The organism is Pseudonocardia oceani (genome assembly GCF_019263585.2).
GTDB lineage: Bacteria > Actinomycetota > Actinomycetes > Mycobacteriales > Pseudonocardiaceae > Pseudonocardia > Pseudonocardia oceani.
In genome coordinates, this window is the sequence record NZ_JADQDF010000001.1 from 4,599,530 (window position 1) to 4,616,956 (window position 17,427).

19 protein-coding genes are annotated in these 17,427 nt (G+C 74.4%); 11 read left to right on the forward strand and 8 right to left on the reverse strand.

The features are described from left to right. Nucleotides 1–2: 2 nt before the first annotated feature. Both I4I82_RS23070 and I4I82_RS23075 read left to right on the forward strand, forming a co-directional pair. Nucleotides 3–1,862 carry a branched-chain amino acid ABC transporter ATP-binding protein/permease gene (locus I4I82_RS23070; RefSeq protein ID WP_218596005.1) on the forward strand — a complete coding sequence of 620 codons (1,860 nt, stop codon included), beginning with the start codon at nucleotides 3–5 and terminating at the stop codon, nucleotides 1,860–1,862. Next, complete coding sequence (locus I4I82_RS23075; protein WP_218596006.1) at nucleotides 1,859–2,647, forward strand: ABC transporter ATP-binding protein; 789 nt, start codon at nucleotides 1,859–1,861, stop codon at nucleotides 2,645–2,647. The genes I4I82_RS23070 and I4I82_RS23075 overlap by 4 nt, the downstream gene beginning before the upstream one ends. 4 nt (nucleotides 2,648–2,651) lie before the next feature. On the opposite strand, the gene I4I82_RS23080 is transcribed toward I4I82_RS23075, so the two are convergent. Continuing rightward, complete coding sequence (locus tag I4I82_RS23080) at nucleotides 2,652–2,963, reverse strand: hypothetical protein (RefSeq protein WP_218594039.1); 312 nt, start codon at nucleotides 2,961–2,963, stop codon at nucleotides 2,652–2,654. Nucleotides 2,964–3,111: 148 nt separating this feature from the next. On the opposite strand from I4I82_RS23080, the gene I4I82_RS23085 reads away from it, so the two are divergent. The 5 genes from I4I82_RS23085 (at nucleotide 3,112) to I4I82_RS23105 (ending at nucleotide 7,458) form a co-directional block, all read left to right on the forward strand. After that, nucleotides 3,112–4,197: a hypothetical protein gene (locus tag I4I82_RS23085; RefSeq protein WP_218594040.1), complete on the forward strand. Its 1,086-nt coding sequence runs from the start codon at nucleotides 3,112–3,114 to the stop codon at nucleotides 4,195–4,197. 57 nt (nucleotides 4,198–4,254) lie between these two features. Then, the gene (locus I4I82_RS23090) at nucleotides 4,255–5,307 is read left to right on the forward strand and encodes an LLM class flavin-dependent oxidoreductase (protein WP_218594041.1); all 1,053 of its coding nucleotides are present in this window, start codon (nucleotides 4,255–4,257) and stop codon (nucleotides 5,305–5,307) included. A 64-nt stretch (nucleotides 5,308–5,371) separates the two neighbouring features. Further along, a complete protein-coding gene (locus I4I82_RS23095) occupies nucleotides 5,372–6,574 on the forward strand; it encodes a cytochrome P450 (RefSeq protein ID WP_218594042.1) in 1,203 nt (400 codons plus the stop codon). Nucleotides 6,575–6,583: 9 nt separating this feature from the next. Beyond that, nucleotides 6,584–6,775 (forward strand): ferredoxin, encoded by a 192-nt coding sequence (locus I4I82_RS23100; RefSeq protein WP_218594043.1) that lies wholly within the window; start codon nucleotides 6,584–6,586, stop codon nucleotides 6,773–6,775. Nucleotides 6,776–6,861: 86 nt separating this feature from the next. Next, complete coding sequence (locus I4I82_RS23105; protein WP_218596007.1) at nucleotides 6,862–7,458, forward strand: TetR/AcrR family transcriptional regulator; 597 nt, start codon at nucleotides 6,862–6,864, stop codon at nucleotides 7,456–7,458. Nucleotides 7,459–7,461: 3 nt separating this feature from the next. On the opposite strand, the gene I4I82_RS23110 is transcribed toward I4I82_RS23105, so the two are convergent. Then, entirely contained in the window at nucleotides 7,462–7,692 is a 231-nt protein-coding gene (locus tag I4I82_RS23110) for a dihydrofolate reductase family protein (protein ID WP_218596008.1), read from the reverse strand. 29 nt (nucleotides 7,693–7,721) lie between these two features. On the opposite strand from I4I82_RS23110, the gene speG reads away from it, so the two are divergent. Continuing rightward, nucleotides 7,722–8,228 (forward strand): spermidine N1-acetyltransferase, encoded by a 507-nt coding sequence (speG, locus tag I4I82_RS23115; protein ID WP_225920655.1) that lies wholly within the window; start codon nucleotides 7,722–7,724, stop codon nucleotides 8,226–8,228. 256 nt (nucleotides 8,229–8,484) lie between these two features. Here the strand turns inward: speG and I4I82_RS23120 are convergent, their stop codons facing one another. Genes I4I82_RS23120 through I4I82_RS23130 form a run of 3 tightly spaced genes read right to left on the reverse strand, consistent with a single transcriptional unit; the run spans nucleotide 8,485 to nucleotide 10,473 of the window. Next, nucleotides 8,485–9,486, reverse strand: coding sequence for a zinc-dependent alcohol dehydrogenase family protein (locus I4I82_RS23120; protein ID WP_218592324.1), 1,002 nt, complete (start codon nucleotides 9,484–9,486; stop codon nucleotides 8,485–8,487). A gap of 10 nt (nucleotides 9,487–9,496) precedes the next feature. Beyond that, nucleotides 9,497–9,850 carry a TraR/DksA family transcriptional regulator gene (locus I4I82_RS23125; protein WP_218592323.1) on the reverse strand — a complete coding sequence of 118 codons (354 nt, stop codon included), beginning with the start codon at nucleotides 9,848–9,850 and terminating at the stop codon, nucleotides 9,497–9,499. Further along, the gene (locus tag I4I82_RS23130; RefSeq protein ID WP_218592322.1) at nucleotides 9,847–10,473 is read right to left on the reverse strand and encodes a TetR/AcrR family transcriptional regulator; all 627 of its coding nucleotides are present in this window, start codon (nucleotides 10,471–10,473) and stop codon (nucleotides 9,847–9,849) included. Before I4I82_RS23130 ends, I4I82_RS23125 begins: the two co-directional genes overlap by 4 nt. A gap of 118 nt (nucleotides 10,474–10,591) precedes the next feature. Here I4I82_RS23130 and I4I82_RS23135 point away from each other — a divergent pair, with 118 nt between their 5' ends. The 3 genes from I4I82_RS23135 to I4I82_RS23145 are packed head-to-tail and all read left to right on the forward strand — an operon-like array spanning nucleotide 10,592 to nucleotide 13,782. Next, complete coding sequence (locus I4I82_RS23135; protein WP_218592321.1) at nucleotides 10,592–11,383, forward strand: SDR family NAD(P)-dependent oxidoreductase; 792 nt, start codon at nucleotides 10,592–10,594, stop codon at nucleotides 11,381–11,383. Between the two features lie 25 nt (nucleotides 11,384–11,408). Beyond that, complete coding sequence (locus I4I82_RS23140; protein ID WP_218592320.1) at nucleotides 11,409–12,905, forward strand: acyl-CoA synthetase; 1,497 nt, start codon at nucleotides 11,409–11,411, stop codon at nucleotides 12,903–12,905. A gap of 58 nt (nucleotides 12,906–12,963) precedes the next feature. After that, nucleotides 12,964–13,782, forward strand: a complete 819-nt coding sequence (locus I4I82_RS23145) for a siderophore-interacting protein (protein ID WP_218592319.1) — start codon at nucleotides 12,964–12,966, stop codon at nucleotides 13,780–13,782. Here I4I82_RS23145 and I4I82_RS23150 read toward each other — a convergent pair whose 3' ends face one another. The 3 genes from I4I82_RS23150 to I4I82_RS23160 all read right to left on the reverse strand — a co-directional run bounded on the left by I4I82_RS23150 (nucleotide 13,783) and on the right by I4I82_RS23160 (nucleotide 17,410). Further along, nucleotides 13,783–15,039 (reverse strand): geranylgeranyl reductase family protein, encoded by a 1,257-nt coding sequence (locus tag I4I82_RS23150; RefSeq protein WP_218592318.1) that lies wholly within the window; start codon nucleotides 15,037–15,039, stop codon nucleotides 13,783–13,785. It lies immediately after the preceding gene. A 171-nt stretch (nucleotides 15,040–15,210) separates the two neighbouring features. After that, on the reverse strand, nucleotides 15,211–16,359 hold the full coding sequence (locus I4I82_RS23155) for a fatty acid desaturase family protein (RefSeq protein WP_218592317.1): 1,149 nt from the start codon (nucleotides 16,357–16,359) through the stop codon (nucleotides 15,211–15,213). Nucleotides 16,360–16,405: 46 nt separating this feature from the next. Next, the gene (locus tag I4I82_RS23160) at nucleotides 16,406–17,410 is read right to left on the reverse strand and encodes a ferredoxin reductase (protein ID WP_218592316.1); all 1,005 of its coding nucleotides are present in this window, start codon (nucleotides 17,408–17,410) and stop codon (nucleotides 16,406–16,408) included. Nucleotides 17,411–17,427: the final 17 nt, after the last annotated feature.

The following is a 17,427-nucleotide window of genomic DNA, read 5'->3' on the forward strand; positions in this document are numbered from 1 at the left end:
GGATGAAGCGCCGCTCGGACGCCGTGGGCGTCGTCGTGCTGCTGGTGGCCCTGCTCGGGCTGCCCCTGCTGCTGCCGGTCTGGGTCACCGGCACCGCCGTCTACGCGACGATCTACGCCATCGCGGCGATCGGGCTGTCGCTGCTGATGGGGCTGGCCGGGCAGGTCAGCCTGGGGCACGCGTCGTTCTTCGCCGTCGGCGCCTACACGCAGGCGATCCTGGTGACCCGCACCGACGTACCCGGCCTGCTCGCGGCGGCCATCGCGGTCGGGCTGGCCGTGCTCGCGGCGCTGCTGGTCGGCCTGCCGCTGCTGCGGCTGCGCGGGCACTACCTGGCCCTGGCCACCCTCGGCCTCGGGATCATCCTGACCGTGGTGGCCATCGAGACCCCCTTCCTCGGCGCCACGTCGGGGATCTTCGGCATCCCCAAGCCGGAGTTCGGCGGCCGCCGCTACGACACCCCGGCCGAGTACCTGTGGCTGCTCGCCCCGGTGGTGGTCGTGGCCGTCGTGGCCGCGCGCAACGTCGTCGACAGCCGGGTCGGGCGGGCGCTGGGCGCGGTCAACGACTCCGAGGTGGCGGCGGAGACGCTGGGCGTCGACACGTTCCGCCTGCGGCTGCAGGTGTTCGTGCTGTCGGCCGCCTACGCGGGCGTCGCCGGGGTGTTCTTCGCCCACTGGCTGGCCGTGGTCAACCCGAACGCGGCGAACTTCTCGCTGTCGGTGGAGTTCCTGCTGATGGCCGTGCTCGGCGGGCTCGGCACCGTCTGGGGCGCCGTGGTGGGCGGCTTCGCCGTGGAGTTCCTCGACGAGGGGCTGCGCGAGGCCGTGCCGCTGCTGGTGCCGGGAGCGACCGGCGAGGTCCAGCTGATCGGCTTCGGGCTGGTACTGACGCTGGTCATGATCTTCCTGCCGGGCGGCCTGCACCAGCTCTTCCGGATGCTGACCGGCGCCCGTCCGGCCCCCGCGGGCGGCGCCACCGCCGTACCGGCCGGCCCGGACGGGGACGACGGCCCGCTGCTGGCCCGCGAGGGGCGCCCGGAGCCCGGGACCGTCCTGCTCTCGGTCCGCGGGCTGACCAAGCGCTACGGCGGCGTGGTCGCGGTGGACGGGGTGGACCTCGACGTCGCGGCCGGGGAGATCGTCGCGCTGATCGGGCCCAACGGGGCCGGCAAGACCACCTGCTTCAACATGGTCAGCGGCGTCACCGAGCCCAGCGCCGGCACCGTCGAGCTGCGGGGCGAGCGGATCGACGGCTGCAAGCCGCACGTGTTCGCGCGGGCGCGGGCGACGCGGACGTTCCAGAACCTGCAGGTCTTCGGCTCGGCCACCGTGCTCGGCAACGTGATGGTCGGCCGGCACCTGCGCAGCCGGGCCGGGCTGCTGCGCGGCATGCTCGGCGTCGCCGCGCGCCGGGAGGAGCGGGAGGTCGTCGAGGCGTCCCGCGCCGTGATCGACCTCGTCGGGCTGACCGCCGACGCCGACCGGCCCGCCGCGGACCTGCCCTTCGGGCGCCAGCGGCTGATGGAGGTGGCCAGGGCGCTGGCCGTCGAGCCGGACCTGCTGCTGCTCGACGAGCCGCTGGCCGGGCTGTCGGGCGCCGAGCGCCGGGAGCTGGCGCTGCTCCTGCGGCGGCTGCGCGCCGGCGGGATGGGGATCGTGCTGGTGGAGCACGACGTGGAGGCGGTGCTGGCACTGGCCGACCGGGTCGCGGTGCTCGACGACGGTGTGCTGATCGCCCTGGGCACGCCGCAGGAGGTCCGCGAGGACCCGGCCGTGGTGGCCGCCTACCTCGGTGTCGACGACGACGACCCCGAGGCGGAGCGGGCGCGGCGGGCGCTGGCGGCGGGGAGCGACGGATGACGGGGGTGGGCGGCGCGGCCGGGGCGTCGGCCGCGACGGACAGCGGCGGGGGGATCGAGGCGGACGCGGTCGAGGCCGGCTACGGCCGCATCGCGGTGCTGCACGGGGTGTCGCTGGCCGCGCGGCCCGGCGAGATCGTCGCGGTGGTCGGCGCGAACGGCGCGGGCAAGTCGACCCTGCTGCGTGCCCTGTCCGGACTGCTGCCCCTCACCGGGGGCAGGGTCCGGCTGGCGGGGAAGGATGTGACGGGGCGCGGTCCGGAGGCGATCGCCGCGGCCGGGCTGGCGCACGTCCCGGAGAACCGGCTGGTCTTCCCGACCCTCGCGGTCGAGGACAACCTCGCCCTCGGCGGGTGGACCCGGCGCCGCGACCGGGCCGGCCGCCGCGCCCGCCGCGAGCAGGTGCTCGAGTACTTCCCGCGCCTGGCCGACCGGCTCGGCCAGGCCGCCGGCACGTTGTCGGGCGGAGAGCAGCAGATGCTGGCCATCGGCCGCGGGCTGATGGCGAGCCCGTCCGTGCTCGTCCTCGACGAGCCCAGCCTGGGGCTGGCCCCCCGGGTCGTGCGGGAGATCTTCGCGACGCTGGGCCGGCTGCGCGCCGAGGAGGGGCTGGCGATCGTGCTGGTCGAGCAGAACGTGCGGGCCGCGTTCCGCGTGGCCGACCGGGCCCTGGTCATGGACCGCGGGGAGGTCCTGCTCGAGGGCGTCCCCGCCGACCTGCTCGACGACGAGCGCATCCAGCGCGCCTACCTCGGCGGCGGCTACGCCGTCGGCCCCGACGCCTGACCGCTCACCCGTCCTCCAGCTCGGCCAGCGCTGCCGTCCAGCGCACGCGGCGCGCCGCGTCGTCCTGATCCCACCACGGGTCGCCGCGCTCGCCGAGCCCGCGCTTGGCGGCGCCGACGCGGGAGCGGGCCCGCGCGAGGCCGTCGGCGTCGTCGGCCTTCCTCGACGTCCGTACGGCCCAGCGGGCCACGCCGAGGTGGTGCAGGAGCGCGGTGCGCACGTCGTCGGGGAGGGTGGGGTCCTCGGCCCGCCAGCGCCGGCCGTCGACGACGATCCAGCGGCCGTCGGGGGTGCGGGGCGGGTCTGCGCCTGCCACGACGGCCACACCCCCTCCAGCTCGCCCGCGCACTGGTCCGCGGGCGTGCCGTGGACGTTCCCGCGGACGACGGCGGCCGAACATCGCGTGCCCGGTTCTCGGGTTCGTCGGCCGGTTCGCCGGCGCATGGCAGGGGTAGGCCTCGTCGGTGACCGGACCTGGAGATACGCCGCACCCGCGGCGCAACGTGGTCGTCGGCCTGCTCGCGGACCCGGGTCTGCCGGCCGTGGCTGCCCAGCGCATCGCGCAGACCCTGCCCGCGCGCCTCACGGACGAGATCGACGACGACGTCGACTGGGCCGTCGATGTGGTGCTCGAACCGTTCGAGGTGGCGCCGGACGCCGACCGGGTGATCGACAAGGCCCGGCGCAGGGTGCAGGGGACCCGCTGGGACGTGGCCGTCTGCCTGACCGACATCGCGCTGCTCGCCGATGCCGGGCCGGTCGTGGCCCAGCTCGGCCACGCCGACCGGGTCGCGCTCGTCTCACTGCCGGCCCTCGGCGGACTCCGGTTGCGCCGTCGGCTGGCGGACCTCGTCGTGGCGCTGGTCGCGGAGGTCGGGGTCACGGGAGTCGGCCCGCCCGGGCCATCCCCGGTCCGTCTCGCACGCCTCGCCCGGCGCGCCACACCGGGCTCGAACGACATCGATCTCGAGCTGGTGCTGCATCCGGGCCACGGCCGGGCGCGGCTGCTGGCGGGGATGGTGCGGGCCAACCAGCCCTGGCAGCTGACGCTGGGCCTGTCCACGGCGCTGGCCGGCGCGGCCACCGGCAGCGTGTTCGGCATCCTGTACTCGTCGGTGTGGTCCCTGGCGGTGGCGATGGAGCCGTGGCGGCTCGCGGTCGCGACGACGGCGGCGCTCGCGGTGTTCGTCGTCTGGCTGATCGCCGGGCACGACCTGTGGGAGCGTCGGTCGGCCGGGTTGCGGCTGCGGCCGCTGCTCAACCTCGGCACCGGGCTCACCGTCGTCTGCGGGGTGCTGCTGTTCTACGCCATCCTCGTCGCGGCGAACATCCTCGCGACCGGTCTGCTCCTGCCGCCGGAACACCTGGCGTCGGTGCTCGGCCGTCCGATCGATCCCGCGGTGTACCTGCGGATCGCGCTGATGGCTTCGGTGCTGGGGCTGGTCGCGGGCGCGGTCGGGTCGGGTCTGGAGAAGGACGAGACGGTCCGTCAGGCCGCGTACAGCACCCGTGAGCAGCAGCGGCGCAGGCAGCTCGGCGACGCGGGCTGAGGCCCGGCGACGCACCTCACCGCCGGACCCGGTACGCGGACCGCGAGGATGGAGGCCATGCACATCGGGATCGACAGCTTCGTCTCCGCGGTCACCGACCCGGGCACGGGCCTCACCGTGAGCCCCGAGGACCGGGTCGCGCACCTGCTGGAGGAGGTCCAGCGGGCCGACGAGGTCGGGCTCGACTCCTTCGGCATCGGCGAGCACCACCGCAGCGAGTACTACGACTCGGCGCCCTCGGTGCTGCTGGCCGCCGCCGCGGCGCGCACGAGCCGGATCCGGCTCAACAGCGCGGTCACGGTGCTCAGCGCCGACGACCCGGTGCGCGTCTTCCAGGAGTTCGCCACGCTCGACCTCGTCTCCCGCGGCCGGATGGACCTCGTGGTCGGGCGCGGGTCGTTCACCGAGGCGTTCCCGCTGTTCGGGTTGTCCCTGCACGACTACGACGAGCTGTTCGCCGAGAAGCTCGACCTGCTGCTGCGCATTCGGGAGTCCCACACCGTCACGTGGTCGGGGAAGCACCGCCCGCCGCTGAGCGGGCAGGGCGTCTACCCACGGCCGCTGCAGGACCCGCTGCCGGTGTGGGTGGGCGTCGGCGGCACGCCCGAGTCGTTCATCCGGGCCGGGATCCTCGGGCTGCCGCTGATGGTGGCGATCATCGGCGGGGAGCCGCACCGCTTCCGCCCGCTGGTCGACGCCTACCGCGAGGCGGGACGCCGGGCCGGGCACGACCCCGCGCAGCTGCGGGTCGGGCTGCACTGCTTCGGGTTCGTCGGTGACACCACGCAGCAGGCGAAGGACGACTTCTACCCGGGCTGGTCGGAGATCTTCACCAGGATCGCGCGCGAGCGCGGCGGCTCGGCCCCGACCCGGGCCGCGTACGAGGCCACGACCGGCCCCACCGGCGCCTACTTCATCGGGGACGCCGAGACGGTGGCCGCGAAGATGCTGGCCGTCTCCGACGCGCTCGGCGGCGTCGACCGGATCGCGCTGCAGATGACCAACGTCCGCCTGGCCCACGAGAACCTGCTGCACGGCATCGAGCTCCTGGGCACGGAGGTCGCGCCGATCGTCCGCGAGCGGGCGGTTCGCGCCGAAGATCCGAACTGAGAGTTCACTCTCACTTAGCTGGTAGCGTCGGGCGGGTCGATCACCGTCGGGGAGAGGACGCACCATGACCCAGGCACCACCGGTCCCACCGCTGCACATGCAGCGCGACCGCTTCGATCCCGTGCCCGAGCTCGCCGAGGTCCGCGAGGGTGCGGGGATCCGGCGGGTGCAGTCGATGTTCGGGGCGCCCGCGTGGCTGGTGGCCCGGCACGAGGACGTGCGGGAGGTCCTCGCCGACGCGAGCCGGTTCAGCAACGCGGGCGGCCTCGCGATGCGGATGCCCGGCGACACCCGCTCGGAGGAGGAGAAGCGCCGCGCGATGGCCGGGCAGATGCTCGCGGCCGACCCGCCCGACCACACCCGGCTGCGGCGGTTCCTGACCCCGGAGTTCACCGTCCGCCGGATGCGCCGCCTCGAGCCGCGGATCGTCGAGATCGTCGACGAGCACCTCGACGCGATGGAGCGCGCCGGCAGCCCGGCCGACCTGGTGCCCTCCTTCGCGCTGCCGATCCCGTCGCTGGTGATCTGCGAGCTGCTCGGCGTGCCCTACGCCGACCGCGACGAGTTCCAGCACCGCACCGGCCGCCAGCTCGACCTGTCCATCCCGATGGACGAGCGGATCGCGCTGCAGCGCGAGAGCCGCGCCTACATGGACCGCCTGGTCGCCGGGGCGAAGGCCGATCCGGGGGAGGACGTGCTGGGGATGCTGGTGCGCGAGCACGGCGACGAGATGACCGACGACGAGCTCGTCGGCATCGCGTCGCTGCTGCTCGTCGCCGGGCACGAGACGACGTCGAACATGCTCGGCCTGGGCACGCTCGCGCTGCTGCGCCACCCCGACCAGCTCGCCAGGGTCCGCGACGAGCCGGAGTCCGTCGACGCCGCCGTCGAGGAGCTGATGCGCTGGCTCTCGATCGTGCACACCGGCGTCGCCCGCACCGCGACGACCGAGGTGGAGATCGCCGGGCAGACGATCGCGGCCGGGGAGCTCGTCCTCTGCGCGCTGCCCACCGCCAACCGCGACCCGGGCTTCATCGACGACCCCGACGTCCTCGACGTCTCCCGCGGCGCCATGGGCCACCTCGCCTTCGGGCACGGCGTGCACCACTGCCTCGGAGCGCCCCTGGCCCGCATGGAGATGCGGATCGCGTTCCCGGCGCTGCTGCGCCGCTTCCCGCGCCTCGCGGCGGCCGTGCCCTTCGAGGAGGTCCCGTTCCGGGCGTTCCACTTCGTCTACGGGCTGCACTCGCTGCACGTCACCTGGTAGGAGTCGAGCATGAAGATCCTCGCTGACCGCGACCTGTGCATCGGCGCAGGCCTGTGCGTCACCAGCTCCGAGGCCGTGTTCGACCAGGACGACGACGGCATCGTCCTGCTGCTGGTCGAGGAGCCGGAGGGCGCCGACGCGCAGGCGGCGGAGCAGGCCGTCTCGCTGTGCCCGTCGGGGGCGCTGCGCCTCGTGGAGTGACGCGGCCGAACGAGGCGGCCGGAACGAGGCGGCCGGAACGGCCCGGCGGGAATGACGCGCCGCCCGGCGGGTGGGAGAGTCGGCCCATGACGGCCGGGCGCGCGATGCGGGTGGACGCCGCGCGCAACCACGAGCGGATCGTGGTGGCCGCCGGCGCCGCGTTCGAGGAGGACGGCCCGGGGGTGGCGCTCGACGAGGTCGCGCGCCGCGCCGGGGTCGCCCCCGCCACGCTCTACCGCCGCTTCCGCAACCGCGACGAGCTCGTGCGCGCGGTCGTCGAGCACGTCCTCGCCACCGAGGTCGCGCCGGCCGCCGAGGTCGTCACCGACGACCCGTGGAACGACCTGGTCGGGATGCTCGGGGCCGTCGTCGACGCGTTCGCCGCGCACCGCACGGTGCTGCGCCTGGCCCGCGACGTGCGGGCAGTCGACGTCGACCTGGTCGGGGCGTGGGTGACGGCGATGGAGCGGCCGCTGCGCCGCGCCATCGACGCCGGGCGGGTGCGGCCCGAGCTGCTCGGCCGCGACCTGGCCGCCGTCGTCGTCATGGCGCTGGCCACGGTGCACGAGCGGGATCCCGCCGGGGCCGACCGCCGCCGCTACCTGGCCCTGCTCACCGACGGCCTGCGCCCCGCGCCCGCCCCGCTCCCGCCCCCGTCGGACCGCAGGTTCGGCGAGCGGTAGCGCTCAGGCGGCGGGGGTGGCCGGGGCCGGTGCGTACGCCAGGTGCACCACGCCGTCGGCGAAGCTCTGCGCGGACTTCAGGGTCAGGGCCCGCTTGGGGATGCCCGGCCCGAACAGCGTCGGGCCCTCACCGAGCGCCACCGGGTAGACGAACAGGTGCAGCTCGTCGACCGGGCCGTCGTCGAGCAGCGCGCGGACCAGGGTGGTGCTGCCGAAGACGTGGATCCCGCCCACCCACCGCGGGCGTGCGGGAGGATGGCCCCATGGCGATCCGGCTGCGCGCCCTCGAGCGCGACGACCTGGAGTTCGTGCACGGCCTGACGAACGACTCCAAGGTCATGTCGTACTGGTTCACCGAGCCGTACGAGGCGCTGGTCGAGCTGCGCGACATCTACGACCGGCACGTGCACGACAACCGCGAGCGGCGGTTCGTCATCGAGGCGGCGGGGGAGCGCGCGGGCGTCGTCGAGCTGATGGAGATCGACTACATCCACCGCGTCGCGGAGTTCCAGATCATCGTGCACCCCGACCACCAGGGCCGCGGGTACGCGCGGGAGGCCACGATGCAGGCCCTGGACTACGCCTTCGCGGTGCTCAACCTGCACAAGGTCTACCTGGTCGTCGCCGTCGAGAACCCCAGGGCGATCCACATCTACGAGAAGGCCGGGTTCGTCACCGAGGGCGAGCTGCGCGAGGAGTTCTTCGCCGACGGGCGCTACCGCAACGCCCTGCGCATGGGCATCCTGCAGCGCGAGCACCTCGACCGGTAGGCGTGGGCGGCGTAGCGTCGGCCCCGGCCGTCCGGGGCTGATCCCGCCCCGCACGTCGGATCCGGCAGCTGTGGAGGATGCGCGCCCGGGCCCGTTCCACGGCGGCCCCCGCTCGTCCGATCGCGCGCTGCGGCGCGCCGAGGAGCACCCGTGTCCGACAAGTCCCCGCGCCAGTCCGCGAGCAAGAAGTCCGGCAAGTCCATCAAGGAGAAGCGCGCCGAGAAGAAGGACAAGAAGGACGGCGGCTCCGGCAGCCTCACGGGGAAGTAGGGCGCACCCGCAGCACCGGCTTGCCCGGGGCGCGGTCGGGGGAGTCGACGTACGCGTGCGCGGCGGCCACGTCGTCGAAGTCGAAGACCCGGTCGACGGTCGGCACGAACGCGCCGCACGCCAGCCCGGCCCGGACGAAGTGCTCCGCGCGCCGCAGGGCCGCCGGGTCGCCGGTGATCTCGAAGACGAGGTAGCGCCGCATCCACACCGGGGCGTAGCGGCCGCCGGGCAGCGGCGTCGGCTCGCCGGACAGACCGCCGTGGACGAGCACCGTGGCACCGGGCGCGCAGGCTGCCACGAGCTCGGCCACCCGTGGGCCGCCGACGGCGTCGAGCACGAGGTCGGCCCCGGCGCCGCCGGTGGCCGCCCGCAGCGGGCCGGCGAGCCCGGACCCGTCGTCGACGACGACCTCCGCGGCGCCCGCGGCCAGCAGCGCGTCCCGGCCGGCGGGTGCGGTGACCGTCGCGACCGGCACCGCGCCGAGGTGGCGCAGCACCTGCACCGCGGCCAGGCCGATGCTGTTGGCGGCCGCCGTGACGACCACGCGGTCGCCGGGCCGGACCCGGACGACCTCCTGGACCATCCCGTAGACCGTGACGTAGGGCATCCACACCGCCGCACCCGTCACGGCGTCCATGCCCGGCGGGCGCGCCACCAGCGCGGCTGCGGGGACGACCGCCTCCTCGGCGTAGACGGGGAAGTCGTTCTGGGAGAACGCCGGGATGACGCAGACGGGGTCGCCCGCCCGCCACCGCCCGACGTCCGGGCCGGCCTCCAGCACCTCGCCCGCGGCCTCCGACCCGAGCCCGGCCGGCAGCACCGGCTGCTCCAGGTAGGTGCCTCGGCGGAAGTTCACCTCCGCGCGGTTCAGGCCGATCGCGTCGACGCGGATCCGCACCTCGCCCGGCCCGGGTGCCCGGACCGGGAGGTCCTCGATGCGCAGGACCTCCGGACCACCGGTCTCGTGGAACCTGATCGTGCGCGCCATGCCCCGGACGCTAGCGGTGCCGACGCCGGGCGGTGGCGCAGGCGATGCAGGTCTCGGCGGCGGGCAGGGCGTCGAGGCGCTCCGGGGCGATCGCGGCGCCGCAGCGCGTGCACCGGCCGTAGGTGCCGGCGGCGAGGCGGGCGGCGGCGCGGTCGAGCGCCTCGACCTCCTCGCGGGCGCCGGCGAGCAGGCCCTGGAGCTGGGCGCGCTCGAAGCCGATCGTGACGCCCTCGGGATCGTGCTCGTCGTCGTGGGTGGTGTGGGCCTGCTGCTCGGCGAGCCCCTCGACCTGGCGGGCCAGCGCCGCGGCGCGCTCGACGGTGGCGGTGCGCTCGGTCGCGACGGCCTTCGCGCGGTCGGTCATGCCGGAAGCAGGCGGCCGAGGAGGTCGAGCGCGCGGGCGCGCAGGTCGGGGCCCGCGGTGGGGGAGCCCGCGACGTGGTGCAGCAGCGCCTGCTGGAACAGCCCGTCGAACAGGGCGTAGGTCATGGCGGGGGAGGTGGGCACGGGGCGGTCGCACAGCTCGCCGTAGCGGCTGACGATGCGCCAGACCATGCGCTCCAGCGTGGCGTCGATGTCGAGGACGTCGGGGCGGAAGGACTCCTCGAACAGCGACTGCGAGCGCAGGTCGTACCAGAGCCGGTGCATCCGGGCGTCCTCGACGAGCGTGGCGACGAGCCCGTCGGCGAACCCCGTGGCCAGGGCGTCGGCAGTGCCGGCGGTGGCGACGATCTGGTCGTAGCGCAGCACGCAGGCCGCCTTGTACTGCCGGACGCAGTAGGTGATCAGGTCGACCTTGTCGCGGAAGTAGTAGTGCAGGACGCCGTGGCTGAATGCGGAGTTCTGGGCGATCTCCCGCAGGCTCGTGCGGGCGTAGCCGAGCTCGGACAGCGTCGTGAGCGCCGCGGCGGCGAGCTCGCGGCGCCGCTCCTCGACCCTGTCGGTCCGGTTCCCCGACGGGGGCCCGGCCTTCTGTGCGGTGCTCATGACGGCATGGAGAGTACCCCGGCCACCTCGTCTGGACAGTCGTCCAGACGTGTCTTGACACTCGTCCAAGCGGACTTCTACGTTGTGCTCCGCATCACCGGCGATGAGAGGACCACGGATGAGCTCGATCGATCTGACGGGGAGGCGCGCGCTGGTCACCGGCGGCGCCCGCGGGCTGGGTGCCGGCATGGCGCAGGCCCTCACGGCCGCCGGAGCCAGGGTGATGATCGCCGACGTGCTCAAGGACGTCGGCGAGCAGACCGCCGCAGGCCTGGAGGGTGGCGGCTTCGTCGAGCTCGACGTCACCAGCGACAGCCAGTGGGAGGCCGCGGCCGCGCACACCGTCGCGGAGCTCGGCGGGCTCGACATCCTGGTCAACAACGCCGGCATCGAGGTCACGCAGCTCCTCGCCGACACCGACCCGGACGAGATCCGCAAGATGCTCGAGGTCAACATCCTCGGCACCATGCTCGGCATCAAGCACGGCTTCCGCACCATGCGCCCGGGCGGGGCGGCCGGCAACGGCGGCTCGATCATCAACATCGCCTCGGTCGCCGCCACGATCGCGTTCCCCGCGATCGCGGGCTACTCGGCCACCAAGTCCGGCGTCGACCGGCTCACGCGCGTCGCCGCGATGGAGGCCGGCAAGCTCGGCTACGGCGTGCGCGTCAACTGCCTCTACCCCGGCCTCGTGGCCACCGACATGGGCGTCAAGCTCGCGGTGGAGACGGCCGGGCTGGGCCTGTTCGAGAGCCCCGACGCCGCCGTCGGCGCCGTCATCGAGCTGACGCCCTCGGGTCGCCTCGGCGAGGTCTCCGACATGGCCGACGCCGTGGTCTTCCTCGCCTCCGACGCGTCGCGGTTCGTCAACGGGGCCGGTCTCCCCGTCGACGGCGGCATGGGCATGTGACGGTGCCCCCCGTGGGAGCCCCCGCATGGGTCTGACCGCCTACCTGGACAAGGGGGCGTCGCTCGGACGCGACGCCCCCTGTCTGGTGATGGGTCCCGACACGCTCACCTACGGGGACGTGCAGGACCACAGCCACGCCGTCGCCCGCGCGCTCGCGCGCTCGGGCGTCCGGGCGGGGGACAAGGTCGGGATCCTCTCGGGCAACGACCCCGTCGCCTTCGCCACCGTCTTCGGGATCTCCCGCCGCGGCGCGGTGTGGTGCCCGATCAACCCGCGCAACTCGGCGTCGGAGAACGGCGAGCTGCTCGACCTGTTCGACTGCGTCGCGCTCGTCCACTCCCGGGCCTACGCCCCGATGGTGGCGGAGATGGACCTGCCGCAGGTCACCACGACGGTCTGCCTCGACGAGATCGACGAGTGGCTGGCCGAGGGCGAGGAGTTCGACGACGCCGGCTCCGGCGACACGGTCATGATCGTCGGGACGGGCGGCACCACCGGCCGGCCCAAGGGCGTGCAGCTGACCGACCGCAACATCGAGACGATGACGGCGCTGGCGCTGATGGGCTACCCCTTCGAGGGGCGGCCGGTGTACCTCGCCATGGCCCCGCTGACGCACGCGGCCGGGGTGCTCTGCTTCCCGGTGCTGTCGCTCGGCGGGCGGATCGTCGTCATGCCGGCGCCCGACGTGGGCGGGTTCCTCGCGCTCGTCGAGGAGCACGGCGTCACGCACACGTTCCTGCCGCCGACGCTGATCTACATGCTGCTCGCGCACGAGCGGCTGGCGTCGACGGACCTGGGCTCGCTGCAGTGCTTCTGGTACGGCGCGGCGCCGATGTCGCCGGCCCGCCTGGAGCAGGCGCTCACCGACATCGGGCCGGTGATGGCGCAGCTGTTCGGGCAGTCCGAGGCGCCGATGTTCGTGTCGATGCTGTCGCCTGCCGACCACTTCCTGCCCGACGGGTCGGTCGCCGTGCAGCGCCTCGCGTCGGCGGGGCGGCCCGGGCCGCTGGTCACCGTCGGGATCATGGCGTCGGACGGCTCGCTGCTGCCCGGCGGCGAGCGCGGCGAGATCGTCGTCCGCAGCTCGCTGGTGATGGCCGGGTACTACAAGAACCCGGAGGCGACGGCCGAGGCGTCCGAGCACGGCTGGCACCACACCGGCGACATCGGCTACCTCGACGAGGACGGCTTCCTGTTCATCGTCGACCGCGCCAAGGACATGGTCATCACGGGCGGCTTCAACGTCTACTCCGCCGAGGTGGAGCAGGCGCTGATGGCGCACACGGCGGTGCGCGACTGCGGCGTGGTCGGGCTGCCCGACGAGAAGTGGGGCGAGCGGGTCGTCGCGGTGGTGCAGCTCCAGCCGGGGTCCACGGTCTCCGGCGAGGAGCTGCGGGCGTTCGTCAAGGAGCGGATCGGGAGCGTCAAGGCGCCCAAGCAGGTCGAGTTCTGGCCTGACCTGCCCCGGTCGACGGTCGGTAAGGTGCTCAAGACCGACATCCGCGCGCAGCTGCTGCGGTAGTCCGCGCCGCCGCCCCCTCGTGGGTTAGGGTCCCCTTATCGATCGACGAGGGGGCGGCATGGCACGGACGAACATGGCGGCGACGGCGGTGAAGCCGGAGGTCGCGGAGACGCTGCGGCTCCAGGTCCTGCGGCGCACGGAGGTCTCGCCGCACATGGCGCGCGTGACGCTGGGCGGCGGCGACGTCGACCGCTTCCGCTCCATGGGCTTCGACCAGTGGTTCCGGCTGTTCATCCCGGTCTCCGACGACTCGCTCGACCACGTGCCGCCGGTCTTCAACCGCATCGCCTGGGCCGAGGTGCTGGCCGCGCCGAAGGCCTCGCGGCCGGTGGTGCGCAACTACACCGTGCGCGCGTACCGGGCGCTGGGCGGCGACGGCCCGGAGATCGACGTCGACGTGGTCCTGCACGGCGAGGGCGACGGCGCCGGCCCGGGGTCGACCTGGGCCCGCACCTGCGCGCCGGGCGACCCCGTCGCCATCCTCGACGAGGGGATCGGCTTCGTCCCGCCCCCGGCGACGGAGGGGCGCACGGTCCTCGTCGCCGACGAGTCGGGCCTGCCCGCGGCCGCCGGGATCCTCGCGTCGCTGCCCGCCGACGCGGAGGGGCTCGCGCTGCTCGAGGTGCCCGCCGGGGCCGACCGCCAGGACCTGGTCGCGCCGTCCGGCGTCGAGGTGCGCTGGGTCGTCCGGACCGACCCGCACGACGTCCCCGGGCGCGCCGCGGCGGCCCTCGCGCAGGCCGAGGAGCTGCCCGACGGGCCGTTCTACGGGTGGACCGTCGGCGAGCAGGCGCTGCCCACCGGCCTGCGGCGGCACTGGGTGCGCACCGGCGTGCCCAGGGACCACATCATGTTCTGCGGGTACTGGAAGGTCTGATCAGGCCCGCAGGTCGGCAGCCGGGAACGGGGGGCGCTCGTCCAGACGCAGGCTGAGCCGGCCGGCGGCGCGCCAGGCGCGGGCGGTGAGGTCGCGGTCGGCGTCGGTGACGAGGTTGCCCATCACGCGCAGCGCCACCGTCATCAGGGCGCGCGAGCGCATCCCGACCGGACCGGCCAGCGGCAGCAGCCGAGGCAGCGTGAGCAGCCCGGCGAGGCGGCGCGCGATGGAGAACGCCTGGCCGTAGTGGGTGCGCAGGGTGGCGGGCCAGGCGAGGGCGAGGTCGCGGTCCTGCGCGATGAGCTCGGCGACGAGGCGGCCGGTCTCCAGGCCGTAGTCGATGCCCTCACCGTTGAGCGGGTTGACGCAGCCCGCGGCGTCGCCGATGAGGGCCCAGTTGCGGCCCGCGACGCCCGACACCGCGCCGCCCATCGGCAGCAGCGCCGACATCGGGGCGCGCACCGGGCCCTCGAGCCGCCAGTCCTCGCGGCGGGCGTCGGTGTAGTGCTCGATGAGGCTGCGCAACCGGATCTGGGCGGGGCGCTTCGCCGTGGCGAGCGTGCCGACGCCGATGTTGACCTCGCCGTCCGACAGCGGGAACACCCAGCCGTAGCCGGCGAGGACCTCGTCCTGCTCGCCGCGCAGCTCCAGGTGCGAGGAGATCCACGGGTCGTCGCTGCGGCCGGACTGCACGTAGCCGCGGGCGGCGACGCCGTAGGCGGTGTCCTTGTGCCACTCGCGCCCGAGCACGCGCCCCAGCGTCGAGCGCGCGCCGTCGGCGACGACCAGGCGCTCGCAGCCGATCGTGGTGCCGTTCTCGAACACGACACCGGTGACCCGGTCGCCGTCGCGCACGACGTCGACGGCCTTCGCCCCCTCGACGGGCACGGCTCCGTCCTTGAGCGCCACGTCGCGGATGCGGGCGTCGAGCTCCAGGCGGGGGACCGCGCCGCCGTGGTCGGGCAGCGAGCCGCCGGGCCAGGGCAGCTCCAGCACCTGCCCGAAGCCGGTGGCGCGCAGGCCCCGGTTGGTGCCGTGGGCGCGGACCCAGTCGCCGAGGCCGAGCTCCTGCAGCTCCGCGATGGCGCGGGGCGTCAGGCCGTCGCCGCAGGCCTTGTCGCGGGGGAACGTCGCGGAGTCGGCGAGGACGACGTCGCGGCCGTGGCGCGCGGCCCACGCCGCGGCGGCCGACCCGGCCGGCCCGGCGCCCACGACGAGCACGTCGGTCGAGGTGGGCGGGGTCAGCGAGGCGGACATGGCTCCAGTATCCCGGCCGCCGGCGCGGGGAGCGCGCCCACCGGACGCGACCCCCGTCTCACGTGGGCCCGGCGTGACCCCGACACGGTCGCAACGAGGCCCCGACTCGCGGAGGGGGCCGGCGGCCCCCCTGCCCGCGAGTCGGGGTCTCGTGGTGCGTGAGTCGGGGTGTCAGGCCTTCTTCGGCGGCAGGGCCAGGCGGTTGATCGTGCGCAGCACCTGCAGGTACTGCTTCGGCAGCGTGCCCGAGGTGTACTCCAGGCCGTACTCGGCGCAGATCGCGCGGATCTCCGGGGCGATCTCGGCGTAGCGGTTGCTGGGCAGGTCGGGGAACAGGTGATGCTCGATCTGGAAGCTCAGGTTGCCCGTCATGAGGTGGAACAGCGGGCCGCCCTCGAGGTTGGCCGAGCCGAGCATCTGGCGCAGGTACCACTGGCCGCGGGTCTCGTCCTCGAGCTGCTCCTCGGAGAACTGCACGGCGCCGTCCGGGAAGTGCCCGCAGAAGATCACCGCGTGCGACCAGAGGTTGCGCACCAGGTTGGCCGTCGCGTTGCCCGCCAGCACCGGCAGGAGGAACGGCCCGGCGAGCGCGGGGAACGCGATGTAGTCCTTGGTGAACTGCCGGCGGACCTTGCGCCCGATCGCCTTGAGCTGCGGCCACACCGACCGGAGCGACCTCTCGCCTGCGGCGATCTTCTCCGCCTCCAGGTCGTGCAGCGCCACGCCCCACTGGAAGAACGTGGCGAGCAGGGCGTTCCACAGCGGGTTGAGCAGGAAGTACGGGCGCCACTCCTGCTCGTCGCTCATCCGCAGGATCCCGTAGCCCACGTCGCGGTCGCGGCCGACGACGTTGGTGTAGGTGTGGTGCTCGTAGTTGTGGGTGTACTTCCAGGCCTCGGCCGGGCTGGTGTTGTCCCAGTCCCAGGTGGTCGAGTGGATCTTCGGGTCGCGCATCCAGTCCCACTGGCCGTGCATGATGTTGTGCCCGAGCTCCATGTTCTCGATGATCTTCGACGCCGAGAGCAGGGCGGTGCCGGCGATCCACGCGGGCGGCAGGACCCCGGCGAACAGCAGCGCGCGGCCGCCGATCTCCAGGTAGCGCTGCGTGCGGATGACGGAGTGGATGTAGGCGGCGTCGCGCTCGCCGCGGTCGGCGACGACGCGGTCGCGGATGGCGTCGAGGCGGCGGCCGAGCTCCTCGACCTGCGCGGCGGTCAGCCCCGCGGCCTCCGGTGCGGGCCGTGAGGCGACCGTGCGCACGGGCGGGCCCGGGGTGCCGGTGGGGGCGTCGGAGATCGGGCGGTCCAGCGTCGCGGTCATGGTCCGGGCTCCTTCTGCGGGTCGGGGTCGGATCGGGTTCCGCGGTTCAGCGGGTGAGGTCGAGCCGGGCGCTGCCGGTCGCCCCGGTGATGCAGATCTGCACGAGGTCGCCGGGCTCGCCGTGGACCTCGCCGGTGCGCAGGTCGCGCACCTGGCCGTCGCGCAGGGGCAGGACGCAGCTGAAGCAGATGCCCATGCGGCAGCCGCTGGGCAGGAGCACGCCGGCCTCCTCGCCGGCCTCCAGGAGGCTGGCGCCGCCGTCGACGTCGACGGTCGTGCCGCCGTAGGTCACGGTGCCGCCCTCGCCGCCCGTCGAGCGGGCCGGCGGGGTGAAGCGCTCGAGGTGCAGGCGTGCCCGCGCGTCGCCCCAGTGCTCCTCGGCGGCGTCGAGCAGGCCTGCGGGGCCGCAGACGTAGGCCTCGCGGTCGCGCCAGTCGGGGCACAGGTCGTCGAGGTCGGCCAGGTCGAGGCGGCCCTGGTCGCGGGTGGTGCGGACGGTGACGCCGGGCAGCGCGCGGAGCTCGGCGTCGAAGAGGACGTCCTGCGCGGTCGGTGCGCTGTGCAGCACGACCGCGTCCGGGTGCCCGTCGAGCGTGCGCAGCATGCCCATGACGGGGGTGATGCCGCTGCCCGCCGTGATCATGAGCAGCTTCGCGGGCACGGGGGAGGGGAGGACGAAGTCGCCCGCGGCCTGCTCCAGGCGCACGATCGAGCCGACCGGCGTGGCGTCGACGAGATGACGGGAGACGACGCCGTCGGGCAGGGCCTGCACGGTGATCGTCAGGTGCTCGTCGGTCTCGGCGCCGGTGAGGGAGTAGGTGCGCCAGTGCCGCACGCCGTCGACGTCGACGCCGACGCGCACGTACTGGCCGGCGCGGTGCCCGGCCCAGGCGCGCCCCGGCCGGATCCGCAGGGTCGTGGCGCGCTCGGTCTCGCGGTGCACGCCCACGACCCGGCCGCGCAGCTCGGTGGTGGACCACAGGGGGTCGACCAGCGAGAGGTAGTCCTCGGGCAGCAGAGGAGTGGTGAGAGCGACCAGCGCCTTGAACATGACATCAGTCCACCACG

Coding starts and splice junctions, on each gene's coding strand:
- I4I82_RS23070 (WP_218596005.1), top strand. CDS start 3: ATGAAGCGCCGCTCGGACGCCGTGGGCGTCGTCGTGCTGCTGGTGGCC.
- I4I82_RS23075 (WP_218596006.1), top strand. CDS start 1,859: ATGACGGGGGTGGGCGGCGCGGCCGGGGCGTCGGCCGCGACGGACAGC.
- I4I82_RS23090 (WP_218594041.1), top strand. CDS start 4,255: ATGCACATCGGGATCGACAGCTTCGTCTCCGCGGTCACCGACCCGGGC.
- I4I82_RS23095 (WP_218594042.1), top strand. CDS start 5,372: ATGACCCAGGCACCACCGGTCCCACCGCTGCACATGCAGCGCGACCGC.
- I4I82_RS23100 (WP_218594043.1), top strand. CDS start 6,584: ATGAAGATCCTCGCTGACCGCGACCTGTGCATCGGCGCAGGCCTGTGC.
- I4I82_RS23105 (WP_218596007.1), top strand. CDS start 6,862: ATGACGGCCGGGCGCGCGATGCGGGTGGACGCCGCGCGCAACCACGAG.
- speG (WP_225920655.1), top strand. CDS start 7,722: ATGGCGATCCGGCTGCGCGCCCTCGAGCGCGACGACCTGGAGTTCGTG.
- I4I82_RS23120 (WP_218592324.1), bottom strand. CDS start 9,486: ATGGCGCGCACGATCAGGTTCCACGAGACCGGTGGTCCGGAGGTCCTG.
- I4I82_RS23125 (WP_218592323.1), bottom strand. CDS start 9,850: ATGACCGACCGCGCGAAGGCCGTCGCGACCGAGCGCACCGCCACCGTC.
- I4I82_RS23130 (WP_218592322.1), bottom strand. CDS start 10,473: ATGAGCACCGCACAGAAGGCCGGGCCCCCGTCGGGGAACCGGACCGAC.
- I4I82_RS23135 (WP_218592321.1), top strand. CDS start 10,592: ATGAGCTCGATCGATCTGACGGGGAGGCGCGCGCTGGTCACCGGCGGC.
- I4I82_RS23140 (WP_218592320.1), top strand. CDS start 11,409: ATGGGTCTGACCGCCTACCTGGACAAGGGGGCGTCGCTCGGACGCGAC.
- I4I82_RS23145 (WP_218592319.1), top strand. CDS start 12,964: ATGGCACGGACGAACATGGCGGCGACGGCGGTGAAGCCGGAGGTCGCG.
- I4I82_RS23150 (WP_218592318.1), bottom strand. CDS start 15,039: ATGTCCGCCTCGCTGACCCCGCCCACCTCGACCGACGTGCTCGTCGTG.
- I4I82_RS23155 (WP_218592317.1), bottom strand. CDS start 16,359: ATGACCGCGACGCTGGACCGCCCGATCTCCGACGCCCCCACCGGCACC.
- I4I82_RS23160 (WP_218592316.1), bottom strand. CDS start 17,410: ATGTTCAAGGCGCTGGTCGCTCTCACCACTCCTCTGCTGCCCGAGGAC.